Annotated in this window: 12 protein-coding genes and 1 pseudogene; 4 read left to right on the forward strand and 9 right to left on the reverse strand. The window is 70.8% G+C overall.

What is annotated here, in order from left to right; translation table 11 throughout:
* Position 1: 1 nt before the first annotated feature.
* From IPK81_12870 to mutM, 9 genes and pseudogenes are all read right to left on the reverse strand, one after another.
* Positions 2–757, reverse strand: a complete 756-nt coding sequence (locus tag IPK81_12870) for a GNAT family N-acetyltransferase (protein QQS10562.1) — start codon at positions 755–757, stop codon at positions 2–4.
* Positions 758–775: 18 nt separating this feature from the next.
* Entirely contained in the window at positions 776–3196 is a 2421-nt protein-coding gene (gene gyrB, locus IPK81_12875) for a DNA topoisomerase (ATP-hydrolyzing) subunit B (GenBank protein QQS15088.1), read from the reverse strand.
* Between the two features lie 109 nt (positions 3197–3305).
* Positions 3306–4524 (reverse strand): annotated as a pseudogene (recF, locus tag IPK81_12880) (DNA replication/repair protein RecF).
* Positions 4521–5636 carry a DNA polymerase III subunit beta gene (locus tag IPK81_12885; GenBank protein QQS10563.1) on the reverse strand — a complete coding sequence of 372 codons (1116 nt, stop codon included), beginning with the start codon at positions 5634–5636 and terminating at the stop codon, positions 4521–4523. Before IPK81_12885 ends, recF begins: the two are co-directional and overlap by 4 nt.
* Before the next feature lie 321 nt (positions 5637–5957).
* On the reverse strand, positions 5958–7391 hold the full coding sequence (gene dnaA, locus IPK81_12890; GenBank protein QQS10564.1) for a chromosomal replication initiator protein DnaA: 1434 nt from the start codon (positions 7389–7391) through the stop codon (positions 5958–5960).
* An 88-nt stretch (positions 7392–7479) separates the two neighbouring features.
* Positions 7480–7947 carry a rhodanese-like domain-containing protein gene (locus IPK81_12895; GenBank protein ID QQS10565.1) on the reverse strand — a complete coding sequence of 156 codons (468 nt, stop codon included), beginning with the start codon at positions 7945–7947 and terminating at the stop codon, positions 7480–7482.
* A gap of 706 nt (positions 7948–8653) precedes the next feature.
* Entirely contained in the window at positions 8654–8917 is a 264-nt protein-coding gene (gene rpsT / locus IPK81_12900; GenBank protein QQS10566.1) for a 30S ribosomal protein S20, read from the reverse strand.
* Positions 8918–9026: 109 nt separating this feature from the next.
* Positions 9027–9806 carry an enoyl-CoA hydratase gene (locus tag IPK81_12905; protein QQS10567.1) on the reverse strand — a complete coding sequence of 260 codons (780 nt, stop codon included), beginning with the start codon at positions 9804–9806 and terminating at the stop codon, positions 9027–9029.
* A gap of 65 nt (positions 9807–9871) precedes the next feature.
* Positions 9872–10711: a bifunctional DNA-formamidopyrimidine glycosylase/DNA-(apurinic or apyrimidinic site) lyase gene (gene mutM, locus IPK81_12910; protein ID QQS10568.1), complete on the reverse strand. Its 840-nt coding sequence runs from the start codon at positions 10709–10711 to the stop codon at positions 9872–9874.
* 58 nt (positions 10712–10769) lie between these two features.
* On the opposite strand from mutM, the gene IPK81_12915 reads away from it, so the two are divergent.
* The 4 genes from IPK81_12915 (at position 10770) to IPK81_12930 (ending at position 15000) form a co-directional block, all read left to right on the forward strand.
* Positions 10770–11801 carry an endonuclease/exonuclease/phosphatase family protein gene (locus tag IPK81_12915; GenBank protein QQS10569.1) on the forward strand — a complete coding sequence of 344 codons (1032 nt, stop codon included), beginning with the start codon at positions 10770–10772 and terminating at the stop codon, positions 11799–11801.
* 79 nt (positions 11802–11880) lie between these two features.
* Positions 11881–12660, forward strand: a complete 780-nt coding sequence (gene ubiE / locus IPK81_12920; protein ID QQS15089.1) for a bifunctional demethylmenaquinone methyltransferase/2-methoxy-6-polyprenyl-1,4-benzoquinol methylase UbiE — start codon at positions 11881–11883, stop codon at positions 12658–12660.
* 59 nt (positions 12661–12719) lie between these two features.
* Positions 12720–14252, forward strand: coding sequence for a 2-polyprenylphenol 6-hydroxylase (ubiB, locus tag IPK81_12925; protein QQS10570.1), 1533 nt, complete (start codon positions 12720–12722; stop codon positions 14250–14252).
* Between the two features lie 7 nt (positions 14253–14259).
* Entirely contained in the window at positions 14260–15000 is a 741-nt protein-coding gene (locus IPK81_12930) for a sulfite exporter TauE/SafE family protein (GenBank protein QQS10571.1), read from the forward strand.
* The last annotated feature ends 44 nt before the right edge of the window (positions 15001–15044 follow it).

A 15044-nucleotide genomic window follows, 5' to 3' on the forward strand; every position in this document is an offset into this window, starting at 1 on the left:
GTCACGCCGGCGGGACGCGGTAGTGGTAGCGGTAGGCCTCGGCGAAGCCGAGCGCGTCGTAGAGCGTGATCGCCCGCGCGTTGGTGGCGGCGACCTGGAGATAGGCGTGGGTCGCGCCCCGTGAACGGCCCCAGGTCATAAGGCCCTCGACGACGCGCCGGCCGTGCCCCGCCCGTCTCTTGGCGGGATCGCTGACGATGTCGAACAGCCCGACATGGCGGGCCTCGACCACGCCCAGCCCGAAGGCCGCCGTTGCGCCGGCCGCGTCCATGGCGGTGGCGAAGCCGGCCTCCGGCACGATGGCGCCGAGCATGCGGTCGTGGACCGTCTGGAGCGCCGGCGGGACGCCGTTGAACGCCATGTAGCCTCGGGACCACGCCGACGACCGGGCGGCGGCGATCTCGACGCCGCCGGGCGCCGGCGCTCCGGACAACGCCGCCCGCATCACGATCGTCTCGTCGATCCGCGTGAATCCGCGTCCCGCCAGCGCCGCGTCGACGCCCGGATCCATCAGCGGCGACAACCGGAACACGCAGGGGACGTCCTGCCGCGCGTAGAGCGCGGCCGCGTCGTCGATGCGCCGCTCCAGCGCGCCGGCCTGCCCGCCGGTCTCGTGGCGCAGCGCGTTCACCGAGTTCGCCCGCTTGGTGTAGCCGTCGGCGAAGCGCAGGATCCAGCCTCCCTGGACCACGACGCGCAACGCCGGCCACGCGTTGAACGCGAGATGCTCGAGGATTTCGACGTCGCCCGGCGTCACGTCCCCGGCCCCATCCGCCTAGACGTCGAGGTTCGCGACCTTGAGCGCGTTCTGCTGGATGAACTCGCGCCGCGGCTCGACGACGTCGCCCATCAGCGTCGTGAAGATCTCCTCGGCCTCGTCGGCGTGGTTGACGCGCACCTGCAGCAGGGTGCGCGCCGACGGATCTAGCGTGGTCTCCCAGAGCTGGTCGGGGTTCATTTCGCCGAGGCCCTTGTAGCGCTGCGTCGCCACGCCCTTGCGGCCCGCCTCGTAGACGGCGGCGATCAGCTCGGTCGGGGCGAACAGCCGCGTCTCGCGGTCCTTGAGGGCGTAGGTCGCGGGCGTCTCGTAGGTGTCCTGCAGCTCGGTGGCCAGCGAGTCGAGACGGCGCGCCTCGGCGGAGCGGATCAACGCGCTGTCGATGACGTGGCGCTCCGCCACGCCGCGGCGCGTGCGCTCGAACGCGAGCCCGCCGTCGCGGGTCACGGCGCCGGTCCAGCCGCGCTCAAGCTCGGGGCTGACGATGTCGAGGCGGCGGGCGATGTAGTTCGCCGCCTCCGTCGCGTCGGTCGCGTTCGAGAGGATGTCCGGGTTCAGCGCGCCGGCGATCGCGGCCTGCTCGATGACGGGCTGGCTGGTGACGCGCCGGCTCAGCGCCAGCGGCCGCAGCAGGTTGGCCACCGACCGGGCGATGTCGACGACGCGGCGCAGATCGGCGCCCGCGATCTGGGCGCCCTTGCCGGTCGTCAGCACGGCGCCCTCGGTGCCGCCCTCGATGAGGTAGTCCTCCAGCGCGCGCTCGTTCTTGAGGTACGCCGAGGATTTGCCGCGGACGGCGCGGTAGAGCGGCGGCTGGGCGATGAACAGGTGGCCGCGCTCGATCAGCTCCGGCATCTGCCGGTAGAAGAACGTCAGCAGCAGCGTGCGGATGTGGCTGCCGTCGACGTCGGCGTCGGTCATGACGATGATCTTGTGGTAGCGGAGCTTGCCGATGTCGAAATCGTCGCGCCCGATGCCCGTGCCCAGCGCCGTGATCAGCGTGCCGATCTCGGCCGAGGACAGCATCTTGTCGAAGCGCGCGCGCTCGACGTTGAGGATCTTGCCGCGCAGCGGCAGGATCGCCTGGAAGGCGCGGTTGCGGCCCTGCTTGGCGGAGCCGCCGGCCGAGTCACCCTCGACCAGGAACAGCTCGCTCAGCGCCGGATCGCGCTCCTGGCAGTCGGCCAGCTTGCCCGGCAGCGACGACACGTCGAGCGCGCCCTTGCGCCGCGTCAGCTCGCGCGCCTTGCGCGCGGCCTCGCGCGCGGCGGCGGCTTCGACCACCTTGGCGACGATCTTGCGCGCGTCGCCGGGATGCTCCTCGAACCAGCGCGACAGCTTCTCGCCGATCACCGCCTCGACCACCGGGCGGACCTCCGACGACACCAGCTTGTCCTTGGTCTGCGACGAGAATTTCGGATCGGGCACCTTCACCGAAAGCACGCAGGTCAGGCCCTCGCGCATGTCGTCGCCCGACAGCGAGACCTTCTCCTTCCGCGCGATGCCGCTCTCCTCGGCGTACTTGTTGACCGTGCGCGTCAAGGCGGCGCGGAATCCGGCGAGGTGGGTGCCGCCGTCGCGCTGCGGGATGTTGTTCGTGAAGCAGAGCATGGTCTCGTGGTAGGAGTCGTTCCACTCCATCGCCGCCTCGACGCCGATGCCGTCCTTCTCGCCGCGGATCGACACCGGCGGCGTCAGCGCCTGTTTGTTTCGGTCGAGATAGCGCGCGAAGGCCTCGACGCCGCCCTCGTAGAACAGCTCGACCGAGACCGGCTCGACGCCGCGGGCGTCGGTCAGCACGACGCGGACGCCCGAGTTGAGGAACGCCAGTTCGCGCAGGCGGTGCTCGAGCGTGGCGAAATCGAACTCCGTGCGCGTGAACGTCCGCGGTGACGGCAGGAACGTCACCTCGGTGCCGCGCCTCCCCTCCGGCGCGTCGCCCACCACGACGAGATCCGCCTCCGCGTCGCCGTCGCGGAAGCGCATGAAGTGCTCCTTGCCGTTGCGCCAGATGCGCAGGTCGAGATGGGTCGACAGCGCGTTGACGACCGCGGCGCCGACGCCGTGCAGGCCGCCGGAGACCTTGTACGTGTTCTTGTCGAACTTCCCGCCGGCGTGGAGCTGCGTGAAGATCACCTGCGCCGCCGACACGCCCTCCTCGCGGTGGATGTCGGTCGGCACCCCGCGGCCGTTGTCGCGCACGGTCACCGAGCCGTCGCCGTGGAGCGTGACGTCGACGCGGTCGCAGTAACCCGCAAGAGACTCGTCGATGGCGTTGTCGACGATCTCGTACACCATGTGGTGCAGGCCGGTGCCGTCGTCGGTGTCGCCGATGTACATGCCCGGCCGCTTGCGCACGGCGTCGAGGCCGCGCAGCACCTTGATCAGATCGGCGTCGTACTCCTCGCCGTCGCCCATCGCGGCGCGCGCGGCGGCGTTGGCGCGGGCGCGCTCGTCGGCGTTGGCCGAGGCGTCGGGGGCGTCCGGTGTCTCGTCGGTTCCGTCGGTCATATCCACATCCGTCGCGTCAGAGCGGCCGCGTCGCGCCGTCGCCGACGTCCAGAAACTGCGCCCGCCCGGCGAGCGCGGAGAAGTCGCCGGCGTCGGTGCCGGTCATCCAGGCCTGCGAGCCCAGCGCCTCGATCTCGGCGAACAGGGCGTCGCGCTTGCGGCCGTCGAGATGGGCCGCGATCTCGTCGAGCAGCAGCAGCGGCGGCCGGCCGCGCGCCAGCGACACCAGCCGCGCGTGCGCCAGCGCGATCGCGATCAGCACCGCCTTCTGCTCGCCGGTCGAGCCCTGCGCGGCGGCCACGCCGCGGTCGAGGTGGCGCACCGCCAGATCACCGCGGTGAGGTCCGCAGGTCGTGGCGCCGGCGGCGGCGTCGAGCGGACGGTTGGCGGCCAACGTGGCGCGCAGCCGGTCCTCGGCGTCCAGCGCAGGCGTCCCCTGGACCCAGGCCTCGACCTCGCCGGTCATCGCCAGCGAGGCGCGCGGGAACGGACCGACGCCGAGGCGCGCCGCCTGGTCGAGACGGGCGACGAGGTCGAGCCGCGCGGCGCACACCGCCACGCCGTGCCGCGCCATGGTGTCCTCCAGCGCCGCCAGCCAGCGCGCGTCCTGCCGGCCCTCGACCAGAAGACGCGCGCGCTGGCGCATCGCCTGCTCGTAGGCGGCGACAGCGCCGGCGTGCTCCGGATCGAACGCCGCCACCATGCGGTCGAGGAAGCGGCGCCGCTCGCCCGGACCGTCGACCCAGAGGCGGTCCTGCTGCGGCGTCAGCCAGATGGCCGCGACGTGGGCGCCCAGCGCGAGCTGGCTGGCGACGGACTTGCCGTCGATGCGCACCACCCGGCGCGCCGCCGCGTCGCCGCCGCCGCTCGCCGCGACGGTCTCGACGCCGGTGCCGATCGCCAACCGCCCCCGTGGGGTGTCGAGCGTGGCCGCGACCGCCCAGGCCGGCGACGCTGCGTCGCGGCGGGCGATCTCGTCGAGCCGGGCGCGGCGCAGGCGCGGCCGGGGCGAGGAACGACACGGCCTCGAGCAGGTTGGTCTTGCCGGCGCCGTTGTCGCCGACCAGCACGACGGGTGTCGCGTCGAGGTCCAGGCGCAGCCGGGAGTAGTTCCGGAAATCCGTCACGCGCAGCTGGCGGACGGCCAGCCTTCCGTGGCCGGGCGCGAACGGCAGACCCGGCGGGGCGATGTCGGCTGTCGGCGCGGCGCGGGCGGAAAGCGCGCCGCCGCTCATACGCGCATCGGCATCAACACGTAGAGCGCGCCCGGATCGGCGGTGTCGCGCACCACGGTCGGCGATCCCGAATCGGCCATCAGGAACCGGGCGTCGCCGCCGGTGATCTGCGCCGTGATATCGAGAAGGTAGCGGGAGTTGAATCCGATCTCGATCGGCGGACCGGCGTAGCCGATCTCGATCTCCTCGGTGGCGCTGCCGGCGTCTGGGCTGGTCGCGGACAGGGTGAGGTTGTTCTTCGACGCCGACAGCTTGATGGCGCGCGACTTCTCGGTCGAGATCGTGGCCACGCGGTCGACCGCGGCCGCGAACTCGGCCCGCGGCACCACCAGCTCCTTGTCGTTGCCCGAAGGGATCACGCGCTCGTAGTCGGGGAACGTGCCGTCGATCAGCTTCGAGGTCAGCGTCACGCCGCCCAGCGTGAAGCGGATCTTGGTCTCCGACAGCTCGACGTCGACGGCGCCGTCGGCCTCGTCGATCAGCTTGCGCAGCTCGTTGACGGTCTTGCGCGGCACGATGACGCCGGGCATGTCGGCGGCGCCCGCCGGCAGCGGCAGCTCGACGCGCGCCAGCCGGTGGCCGTCGGTGGCGACGCCACGCATCACGTCGACGCCGTCGCTCTTGGTCGCGTGCACGTAGATTCCGTTGAGGTAGTAGCGCGTCTCCTCGGTCGAGATCGCGAACCGCGTGCGGTCGATCAGCCCCTTCATCTCGGCGGCCGACAGCTGGAAACGGTGCGGCAGATCGCCGTCGTTCATCTGCGGGAAGTCGCCGACCGGCAGGCACTGCAGCGTGAAGCGCGAGCGGCCGGCGCGGATCGTCAGGTTCGAGTCGGTGCCGGTCTCGATCTCGACCTGCGCGCCGTCGGGCAGCTTGCGCACGATCTCGTACATCGTGTGCGCCGGCGCCGTGGTCGACCCGGGCTTGGACGCGACCGCCTCGACGTTCTCGACGATGGCGAGATCCATGTCCGTCGCGGCCAGGCCGAGGCGCGATTTCTGCGCCGTCAGCATCACGTTCGACAGGATCGGGATCGTGTTGCGGCGCTCGACGACGCTCTGCACGTGCGCGAGGGCCTTGAGGAGAGCGGCCCGTTCGATGGTCAGTTTCATGGCCGGATCGATTGCCCGAGGCGGTGGTGGATCTGACCGGGAGGAGGGTTCCCGGGCCCGTCCGCGGAGGCGCCCGAAACGCCCGCCGGCGCGGGCATGACGACCCGTCCGGCGAAGGCTCGCCACGTCTCCGCAGGCTGCGGTCGAAAACTATACCACGTCGCCTGCGGTTGAATAGGTTTTTATAAGCTATTTCCGGCCCTTAGCGGGGCCGTTTCGGCCTTCGGGCGGCCTTCCCAGCGGTTTCGGGGCGAGCCCGGAAACGACGACGCCGGCGCGTCGCGCCGGCGTCCTGGAATGCCGCCGGCCGGCCGGCCTGGATCAGCCCTGCAGCATCTTGCGCAGCAACTCGACGTCCTCGTTGATCGTGGCGTCGCTGGCGCGCAGCTCCTCGATCTTGCGCACCGCGTGCATCACCGTGGTGTGGTCGCGGTTGCCGAATTTGCGGCCGATCTGCGGCAGGCTGCACTGGGTCAGCTGCTTGGCGAGGTACATGGCCACCTGGCGCGGCCGGGCGACCGAGCGCGAGCGGCGCGGCGAGCCCATCTCGGCGATCTTGATGCTGTAGTGCTGCGACACACGCAGCTGGATCTCCTCGATCGAGATGCGCCGGTCGGCGGCCCGCAGGACGTCGTGCAGCACCTCCTGGGCGGCGTCGAGGGTGATCTCGCGGTTCACGAGCGTGGCGTGGGCGATCACCCGGTTCAACGCGCCCTCGAGCTCGCGGACGTTCGAGGTGATCTTGTGCGCGAGGAACTCCAGCACCCGCTCCGGCACCTGGACCTTGGTCTGCTCGGCCTTGCTCTGCAGAATGCCCAGCCGCAATTCGTAGGTGGTCGCGTGGATGTCGGCGACCAGGCCGTGCGAGAGCCGCGAGCGCATCCGGTCCTCGATGCCGTCGAGCTCCTGCGGGGCCTTGTCGGACGACAGCACGATCTGCTTGTTCTGGTCGACCAGCGCGTTGAAGGTGTGGAAGAACTCCTCCTGGCTGGTGTCCTTCCCGCAGATGAACTGCACGTCGTCGACCATCAGCACGTCGACACCGCGGAACTGCTCCTTGAACGAGATCGTGTTCTTGGACCGCAGCGCCTGGATGAACTTGTTCACGAAGGTCTCGGCCGACAGGTACAGCACGCGGCGCTGGGCGTTGCGCTCGCGGATGGCCTGCCAGATGGCGTGCATCAGATGCGTCTTGCCGAGGCCGACGCCGCCGTAGAGGAACAGCGGATTGAACGCCGGGCTGTCGGTCTCCGCGATGCGGCGCGCGGCGGCGTAGGCGAACTCGTTGGGTTTGCCGACGACGAAATTGTCGAACGTGAACCGCGCGTCCGGACCGCCGAGCAGGTCGTCGTAGGCGCGGTCGGGCGAGCGCGACACCGACGGTCCGACGCGCGGCATCGAGGCCGGCAGCGCGCCGCTGGACGGCGCGGCGTCGATCGACGGCGCGTCGGCGATCTCCGGACCCTTGCGCACCGGCGCCACGGTCGGTTGCACGACGATCTCGATCGACCGCACGGCGGTGTTCTCGCGCTGCCACAGCGCGCGCAGACGGTCGACGTAGTGGCTGCTGACCCAGTCGCGCATGAACCGGGTCGGAAGGGCCAGGCGCAGCCGGCCCTCGCGGAAATCCCCCAGCGTCAACGGCGCCAGCCACGTGCTGTACGCCTTCTCGCTGATCTCGTGGCGGAGAAGCTCCTGGACCTTGGTCCATTGGCTCTCCAGCATCCCCCGACCGGACCTATCGGTCATGCCCATCCCCGCCATCGCAACGGTTTCATTTTGGTTTTCCGTCCGCGCCGTCGACGCCGTCAAAACGTTAGCCACCGCGTTCTCCTCCGTCGACTTATTTTTGCTTCCACGGTAAGCCCTCCACCTTCCACCCGGCGGTCCGGCCACGTCTGCCGTCGCCGTCGAGCGGACCTTCGAATCCATCGGCGACGTTGAAGCACGCCGCGTAGCCCGCCGCCGTCAGCGCCCTCGCCGCCGAGGCGGAGCGCGCGCCGCTGCGGCAGAGGAGGAGCACCGGCGCGCCGCGGTCGTCGCCGAGAAGCGCCGCGGCCTTGCGCGCGAACTCCGGGTCCGCGCGCATCGAGGGAAAGCTCTGCCACTCGATCTCGATCGCGTTCTTGCCGAGGGGGCGGAGATCGGGTCCGCCGACGAACGCCCATTCGGCGGCGGTACGGACGTCGACGAGGCGGGCCGCGGCGACTTCGCCCAGCATCCGCCACGCGACGCCCGGCTTGACGTCGCCGGCGTAGCCTTCCGCCGCCGCGATGTCGTATCCGCCCGACGTTCGCACCGCCTCGCTCATCGCTCCCCCTGGGTCGGTTCAACGTTCGGGGTCGGCGGCCGGAGCGGTCTATGTCGCTGTCGCGATGGGGACGCGGACGCCGGACGCGCCTCGGACACGGGGGACGAACCCTCCGAACCGAAACGCCGAGACGACGCTCTCCCTGACGAACAACGATTTTAATTTTCGATGGCGTTGCCATCGTGACCAGTCCGCGAGGTCAACCCCACGCATCACCCGCGGACAGACGGACCTTACTCACGCGCATCGCGGGTCGCAACGATTCGAGTCGCGGAGTCGCGCGGAAAATTTTGCCGCGGGCGTGACGTGCCGCGTTGACAATCGCGCGGCGGAGGAAGTCGCGCGCGTCGAGTCCGAGCGCGCCGCCGCGCGCGCTTCAACATGTGGCATCGCGCGGGCGCCGCGGGCGCAACGCGCTCGATTCGCATGCGCGTCCGCGTTCGCCGCCGCCGCGGCGCGTGCGATTCGAGCGGCGCGTGTGAAATTGTGGATTGTGTGAGTTACCTTGATCGCGGGGACAACTCGGGCGCGGCGCGTGCCGTCTCCCGCCGCGACGTCGTCGCGCGCGTCGCCGATCCCCGTCGCGCCGCGCGCCCGCCGTTCCGCGGCGAGGATGCCGGCGCGGCGGCGAGGGCAAAAGAAAAACGCCGGTCTCTCGACCGGCGTTCCGACTTCGATCGTCCGCGCGGCGCCCCGCGCGACGGGATCAGGTCATCGCGTTGAGACGCGCGGCCAGGCGCGACGTCTTGCGCGCGGTGGTGTTGCGGTGCATCACGCCCTTGCCGGCGCCACGCGCCAGCTCGCTCTCGGCCTCGCGGACCGCCACCTGCGCCGCCGCCTTGTCGCCGCTCTTCAGCGCTTCCTCGGCCTTGCGCACGAAGGTGCGGACCCGCGACCGGCGCGACTGGTTGACGGCCGTGCGGCGCTCGGTCTGGCGGGCGCGCTTCTCGGCGGATTTGTGATTGGCCATGTCGATCCATCCGGCGGGGACGAAAATCCCCGTAATCCTTGAGGTTGCTCGGGAAAGCGCGGCTTATAACGGCGCCCCCGGAGGGCGTCAAGGCGAGTCCGCGGCCGTCTCAGCGGTGTTTCCAGACGGGTTTGCGCTTGTCGGCGAAGGCGTTCATGCCCTCGACCCGGTCCTCGAAGGCGAAACTGGCGTGGAAAGTGCGCCGTTCGAACTTCACGCCCTCGGCGAGGCCGGTCTCGAACGCCTGGTTGACCGCCTCCTTGGCGACCATCGTGGCCGGCAGCGACATCGAGGCGATCTTCGCGGCCGCCGCCAGCGCCTCCTCCATCAGCTTGTCGAGCGGCACCACCCGGCTCACCAGGCCGCAGCGCTCGGCCTCGACCGCGTCCATCATGCGGCCGGTCAGGACCAGATCCATGGCCTTCGACTTGCCCACGAACCGCGGCAGGCGCTGGGTGCCGCCGGCGCCCGGAATCGTGCCCAGCGTGATCTCCGGTTGGCCGAACTTGGCGTTGTCGGCGGCGATGATGAAGTCGCACATCATCGCCATCTCGCAGCCGCCGCCCAGCGCGAAACCCGCGACCGCGGCGATCACCGGCTTGCGGATCTGCGACACGCGCTCCCAGCCGACGGTGATGAAATCCTGCAGGAACACATCCTGGTAGGTCTTTTCCTTCATTTCCTTGATGTCGGCGCCGGCCGCGAAGGCGCGCTCGCCGCCGGTCACCACGACGCAGCCGATGCCGGGATCCGCCTCGAAAGCGTCCAGCGCCTGGCCCATCTCGCGCACGAGCTGCGCGCAAAGCGCGTTCAACGCCTTCGGCCGGTTCAGCCGCACGATACCGACGCGGTCGCGGGTCTCGACCTCGATCATTTCGTACGCCGCCATCGGAGACTCCTTTTCGTGCGCGTAGGCGCCGTTGGTATCGGGATTCGGGCGGGACGACAACGCTGTCAACGCTGCCGCGCCGGACAGAAGAAGGTCGACCGCCCGGCCTGGGTGAAGCGTTTGACCCCCTTGCCGCAGTCGCAGCCCGGGCACGGCCGGCCCTCGCGGTCGTAGACGGCGAAGCGCGTCTGGAAATAGCCCAGCTCGCCATCGGGCTGGACGTGGTCGCGCAAGGTCGAGCCGCCATCGAGGATCGACCGTTCCAGCACCGCCCGGATCGCCGCCGCGAGCCGGTCGGCGCGCTCGCCGCGGACCGTGCGCGCCAGCCGTTTCGGCGAGATCCCGGAATCGAACAGCGCCTCGCAGGCGTAGATGTTGCCGACTCCGACCAGCACGCGTTGGTCCAGCAGGGCGCTCTTGATCGGCGTCTTCTTCCCGGCCAGCCGCGCCGCCAGCGCCGGCCCGTCGAACTCGGGCTCCAAGGGCTCCGGCCCCAAACCTTTGAACAGTTTGTGCTTTCCGATCTCGTGGTCGGGTACCAGCAGCATCAGGCCGAACCGCCGCGCGTCGTTGAAACGGATCTGCCAGCCATCGTCTGTGTCGAACACGACGTGGTCGTGGGTCTCGAACGGGCGCTCGTTCGCCATCCCCGTGGGCATCACGGTCATCCGGCCGGACATGCCGAGATGCACCACCAGCGTGTCGCCGCCCTCGAACCGCCACAGCATGTATTTGGCGCGCCGTTCCAGAGCGGCGATCATCCGCCCTTCGAGCCGCTGAGCGAAACGCGCGGGCAGCGGTAGACGCAAATCCTTGCGGCGCTGCGTGAGGCGAAGGATGCGGCGTCCGACCAGCCGCGGGACGAGACCGCGGCGCACGGTTTCCACTTCGGGGAGCTCGGGCATCTGAATCCGGACGTTCGCGCGCGGCTGCGCGGGCGACCTACATGCTACGCTCGGCGCCGTGCCGCAATCATCCTCTACACCTCGACCGTCAACGTCGGGTCGATCGCTGCTGCGCCCGCTGGTCGTGATCGGCTGCTATCTCGCGACCGGCCTGGCGCTGCTGGCGCAGGCCGGCCGTCACTGGCGTCCATTGGAGCTTTACGCCGAACTGAGCGCGCAGATCGCGACGGCGTGCGTCGTGGCCGCGCTCGTCGCGGTTTTGTTCCGCGTCCGCCACGCGACGGTCGTGGCCTCGATCGGCGCGGCCGCCTTGGCGGTCGTGGTCGTCCCGGCGTTCCTGCCGCCGCCGGTCGCGCCTCCCGGCGCGGCGCCGAAAACGCGCATCGTCTGGGCGAATCTGCAGAATTGGACCACCGGCGCGCCGGCGCTGGCGCGTCTGCTCGACGAGGAGCGGCCGGACATCGCCGTCCTGACCGAGCTCTCTGCCCATCACGAGCGCGCCGCAAGCGACCGTCGCGCGGCGTATCCCTTCCAGTCGTCGTTTCCGCAACGCAGCGCCTTCGATCTGCTGCTCGTGAGCCGGCGCGCGCCGACGACATTCCGCATGGACCGTCGGCATGGGGCCGATTTCCCGGTCATGGAGGCGCGGTTCTGCGGCGACGGCGTGGACGCGCCGTGCCTCGCAATCATCGGCCTGCACGCGCCCCGCCCGGAGCTTCCCGGCGGCCTCCTCGGCGTGCCGCCGGACCGCCGCGACGCCTCGCTCGCTTTGGCGGCGGAGTTCGCCGGCGCGCGGATCGCGGCCGGCGACCGAGTGATCTTGCTGGGCGATCTCAACACGACTCCATTCTCGATCGCCTTCCGTCGGATGCTGGCGGCGGGCGGCCTCGTGGATTCCGCGATGGTGCCGGCCGAGTCGCCGCGCCGGCCGCTGCCGACGTGGTTCTCCGCCCTGCCGGCGGCGGGATTGGCGATCGACCACGCGCTGATCGGCCCCGGAATCGCTGTGGTCGATCGGCGGTTGGGGCCGGATATCGGCTCCGACCATCGGCCACTGGTCATCGACGTCAGGTTGCCGGATGGCCGCTGATCGCCAGCCTGGGCGGAGCGCAAACGCCGCGGCCGCGGTCCATGGCGCGCCGGCCGGCGGGCCTTTATATCTGGGCCCCATGACGCCCGAACCCACTCTCCCGAGCGACGCCGCCGCGTCGGAAACGGCGTCCTTCGGATTCCGCGAGGTTCCGGCCGAGGCCAAGGCCGGAATGGTGCGCCAGGTCTTCGATAGCGTCGCCGCGCGATACGACGTCATGAACGACCTGATGTCGCTGGGCGTGCACCGCCTCTGGAAGAGCGCGATGGTCGACGCCTTGGCGCCGCGCCCCGGCATGGCGCTGGTCGACGTCGCCGGCGGCACCGGCGACATTGCGTTCCGGCTCCACGCCCGCACTGGCGGCGCCGCGCCGGTCACCGTCTGCGATATCAACCACGCCATGCTCTCGGTCGGGCGCGACCGGGCGACGGATCGCGGCATCCTGAGCGGACTGTCCTGGGTCGCGGGCGACGCCGAGACGCTGCCGTTCGCGGACCGCCGGTTCGACGCCTACACCATCGCGTTCGGTCTGCGGAACGTGACCCGTATCGACCGCGCGCTTGCCGAGGCGCGCCGCGTGCTGCGGCCGGGCGGCCGGTTCCTGTGCCTCGAGTTCAGCCGCGTCGTGGTGCCCGTGCTCGACCGGATCTACGATGGCTACTCGGCGACGATGCTGCCGACCCTTGGCGGGCTGGTCGCGGGCGACAAGGAATCATACCGCTATCTGCATGAGAGCATCCGGCGGCATCCGCCACAGCAGAAGCTGGCGGACATGATGACGGCGGCGGGCTTCGCGCGCGCGTCGTGGCGCAATTTCTCGGGCGGCATCGTCGCGCTCCACAGCGGCTGGCGCGTGTGATGGACCGCCACCGCCGCCAGTTCAGGTATCGCGCGAAACCGCGTCCGGTGGCGGCGTAGATGTTCCGCTCGCTCCGCAATGGCGTCCGTCTGGCGCGGCTGGCCTTCACGCTCGCCCGCCACGACGCGCTGTTTCCGCTGGAGACGCTCGGCGTCGCGCCGGGGCTGGTCGCCGTCGCGCGGCTCGCGAGGCGGCGCGACGATCCGCGGCGCCCCGGAGAGAGGCTCGCGGCGGCGTTCACCGACATGGGGCCGAGCTTCATCAAGTTCGGCCAGGCGATGTCGACCCGCGCCGACCTGCTCAACGAGGAGGTCGCGCTCGACCTCGGCCAGCTCGCCGACCATCTGGCGCCGTTTCCCGGCGCCGAGGCGCGGCGCATCGTCGAGTCGGAGCTGGGCGCGCCGATAGCGGCGCTGTTCGCGTCGTTCGACGACGTCCCGGTGGCGGCGGCGTCGATCGCGCAGGTCCACTACGCGACCACGACCGACGGGCGCGAGGTCGCCGTCAAGGTGCTGCGCCCCGGCATCGAGGCGGCGTTCGCCCGCGATCTCGACCTGTTCTACTGGCTGGCGGGGCTGGTCGAGCGCGCCCAGCCGCGGTTCCGCCGGCTGCGGCCGGTGGAGTCCGTGCGCGCCTTCGCCGACGTCGTGCGCATCGAGATGGACCTGCGCATGGAGGCGGCGGCGGCGCAGGAGCTCGGCGACAATTTCGCCGGCGATCCGGGCTACCGCACGCCGGCGATCGACTGGGACCGCACGGCGCGACGCGTGCTGACGATGGAGCGCGTGCGCGGCATCCCGATCGGCGACCGCGACCGGCTGCTGGCCGCGGGGCACGATCTCGACGCGGTGCTGCGCAAGAGCGCCGAGGCGTTCTTCTTCCAGGTGTTCCGCGACGGCTTCTTCCACGGCGACATGCACGGCGGCAACGCCTTCGTCGACGAGGGCGGCGGCATCGTGCCGGTCGATTTCGGCATCATGGGCCGCGTCGACACCGCCACGCGGGGCTATCTCGCCGAGCTGCTCGTCGCCTTCCTGCGGCGCGACTACGCCGCCGTCGCCGAGGTGCAGTTCCGCGCCGGCTACGTGCCGCCCGACAAATCCGTGGAGTTGTTCGCGCAGGCCTGCCGCTCGATCGGCGAGCCGATCTTCGGCAAGCCGTCGAACCAGATCTCGATCGCCCGCCTGCTGGCGCAGCTTCTGCGCGTCACCGAGCAGTTCGAGATGCAGGCGCAGCCGCAGCTGCTGCTGCTCCAGAAGACGATGCTTATGGCCGAGGGCATGGGCACCAAGCTCAATCCCGACGTCAACATCTGGGAGCTGTCGCGGCCGCTGATCGAGGACTGGATGCGCACGCATTTCGGCCCGCGTGCGCGGCTGGAACGCGCCGCCGGCGAGACGCTGGACGGCATCCGCAAGCTGCCGCGCCTGGTCGACGCGCTGGAGCAGGTCGCCGAGCGGGAACGCCGCCGCGCCGAGCGCGAGCTGGCGGCGGCCGGGCCCGACCGTCCAAACCGCCGCCGTCTCGCCGATTTCTCGTGGATCGCGGCCTTCATCGCCGCGGCCGCCGCCGTCGCGGCGTGGTGGCGGTGACGCGGGGATGAGCTGGTCGCTCGCCGCGCTGGGCGTCGCGGTCTTCCTTGTCGCCGGCGGCGTGAAGGGACTGGTCGGCCTCGGCCTGCCCACGGTGTCGATCGCGCTGCTGGCCGTCGTCATGCCGGTGCCGGAGGCGATGGCGCTGCTGACGCTGCCGACCATCGTGACGAACGTCTGGCAGGCCGCGGTCGGCGGGCGCTTCATGCCGCTGGTTCGGCGGCTGTGGCCGTTGATCCTCACGGTCTGCGTCGTCGTCTGGCTGACGGTGTCGTTCGTGGGCCGCAAGGCGCCGACCTGGGCGATGCCCGTGCTCGGCGCGGTGCTGATCGTCTACGGCGCTATGGGGCTGGGGAAGCTTCGCTTCCATGTCGCCGAGCGCTGGGAGCGCTGGGCGTCGGTGCCGGTCGGCGCCGCCAGCGGGTTCGTCGCCGGCATCGTCGGCGTGCCGATCATCCCGCTGATGCCCTATCTCCAGGCTCTGGAGATGAAACCGGCGGAGCTCGTGCAGGCGCTGGGCATCGTGCTGTGCGCGGTGATGATCACGATCACCGCGACGCTGGCCGGCTACGGCGTCCTCGACGCTCCCCGCGCGGCGGTGTCGGCGGCCGCGGTGGTGCCGGCGATGGCCGGCATGTGGTGCGGCCAGCGGGTCCGGCGCCGCCTGTCGGTCGACCAGTTCCGGGTGGTGGTGTTCGTCGCGCTCCTGCTGCTCGGCGTGCACGCGGTGCTGAAGTCGCTCTATTGAGGCGTCCCCGCCGCGATGGACAGCGACCGCGGCGCGGCGCTAGC

The organism is Rhodospirillales bacterium (assembly GCA_016699855.1).
Taxonomy (GTDB): domain Bacteria; phylum Pseudomonadota; class Alphaproteobacteria; order Reyranellales; family Reyranellaceae.

Coding starts and splice junctions, on each gene's coding strand:
- gyrB (QQS15088.1), bottom strand. CDS start 3,196: ATGGGCGACGGCGAGGAGTACGACGCCGATCTGATCAAGGTGCTGCGC.
- IPK81_12885 (QQS10563.1), bottom strand. CDS start 5,636: ATGAAACTGACCATCGAACGGGCCGCTCTCCTCAAGGCCCTCGCGCAC.
- dnaA (QQS10564.1), bottom strand. CDS start 7,391: ATGGGCATGACCGATAGGTCCGGTCGGGGGATGCTGGAGAGCCAATGG.
- IPK81_12895 (QQS10565.1), bottom strand. CDS start 7,947: ATGAGCGAGGCGGTGCGAACGTCGGGCGGATACGACATCGCGGCGGCG.
- rpsT (QQS10566.1), bottom strand. CDS start 8,917: ATGGCCAATCACAAATCCGCCGAGAAGCGCGCCCGCCAGACCGAGCGC.
- IPK81_12905 (QQS10567.1), bottom strand. CDS start 9,806: ATGGCGGCGTACGAAATGATCGAGGTCGAGACCCGCGACCGCGTCGGT.
- mutM (QQS10568.1), bottom strand. CDS start 10,711: ATGCCCGAGCTCCCCGAAGTGGAAACCGTGCGCCGCGGTCTCGTCCCG.
- ubiE (QQS15089.1), top strand. CDS start 11,881: ATGACGCCCGAACCCACTCTCCCGAGCGACGCCGCCGCGTCGGAAACG.
- ubiB (QQS10570.1), top strand. CDS start 12,720: ATGTTCCGCTCGCTCCGCAATGGCGTCCGTCTGGCGCGGCTGGCCTTC.
- IPK81_12930 (QQS10571.1), top strand. CDS start 14,260: ATGAGCTGGTCGCTCGCCGCGCTGGGCGTCGCGGTCTTCCTTGTCGCC.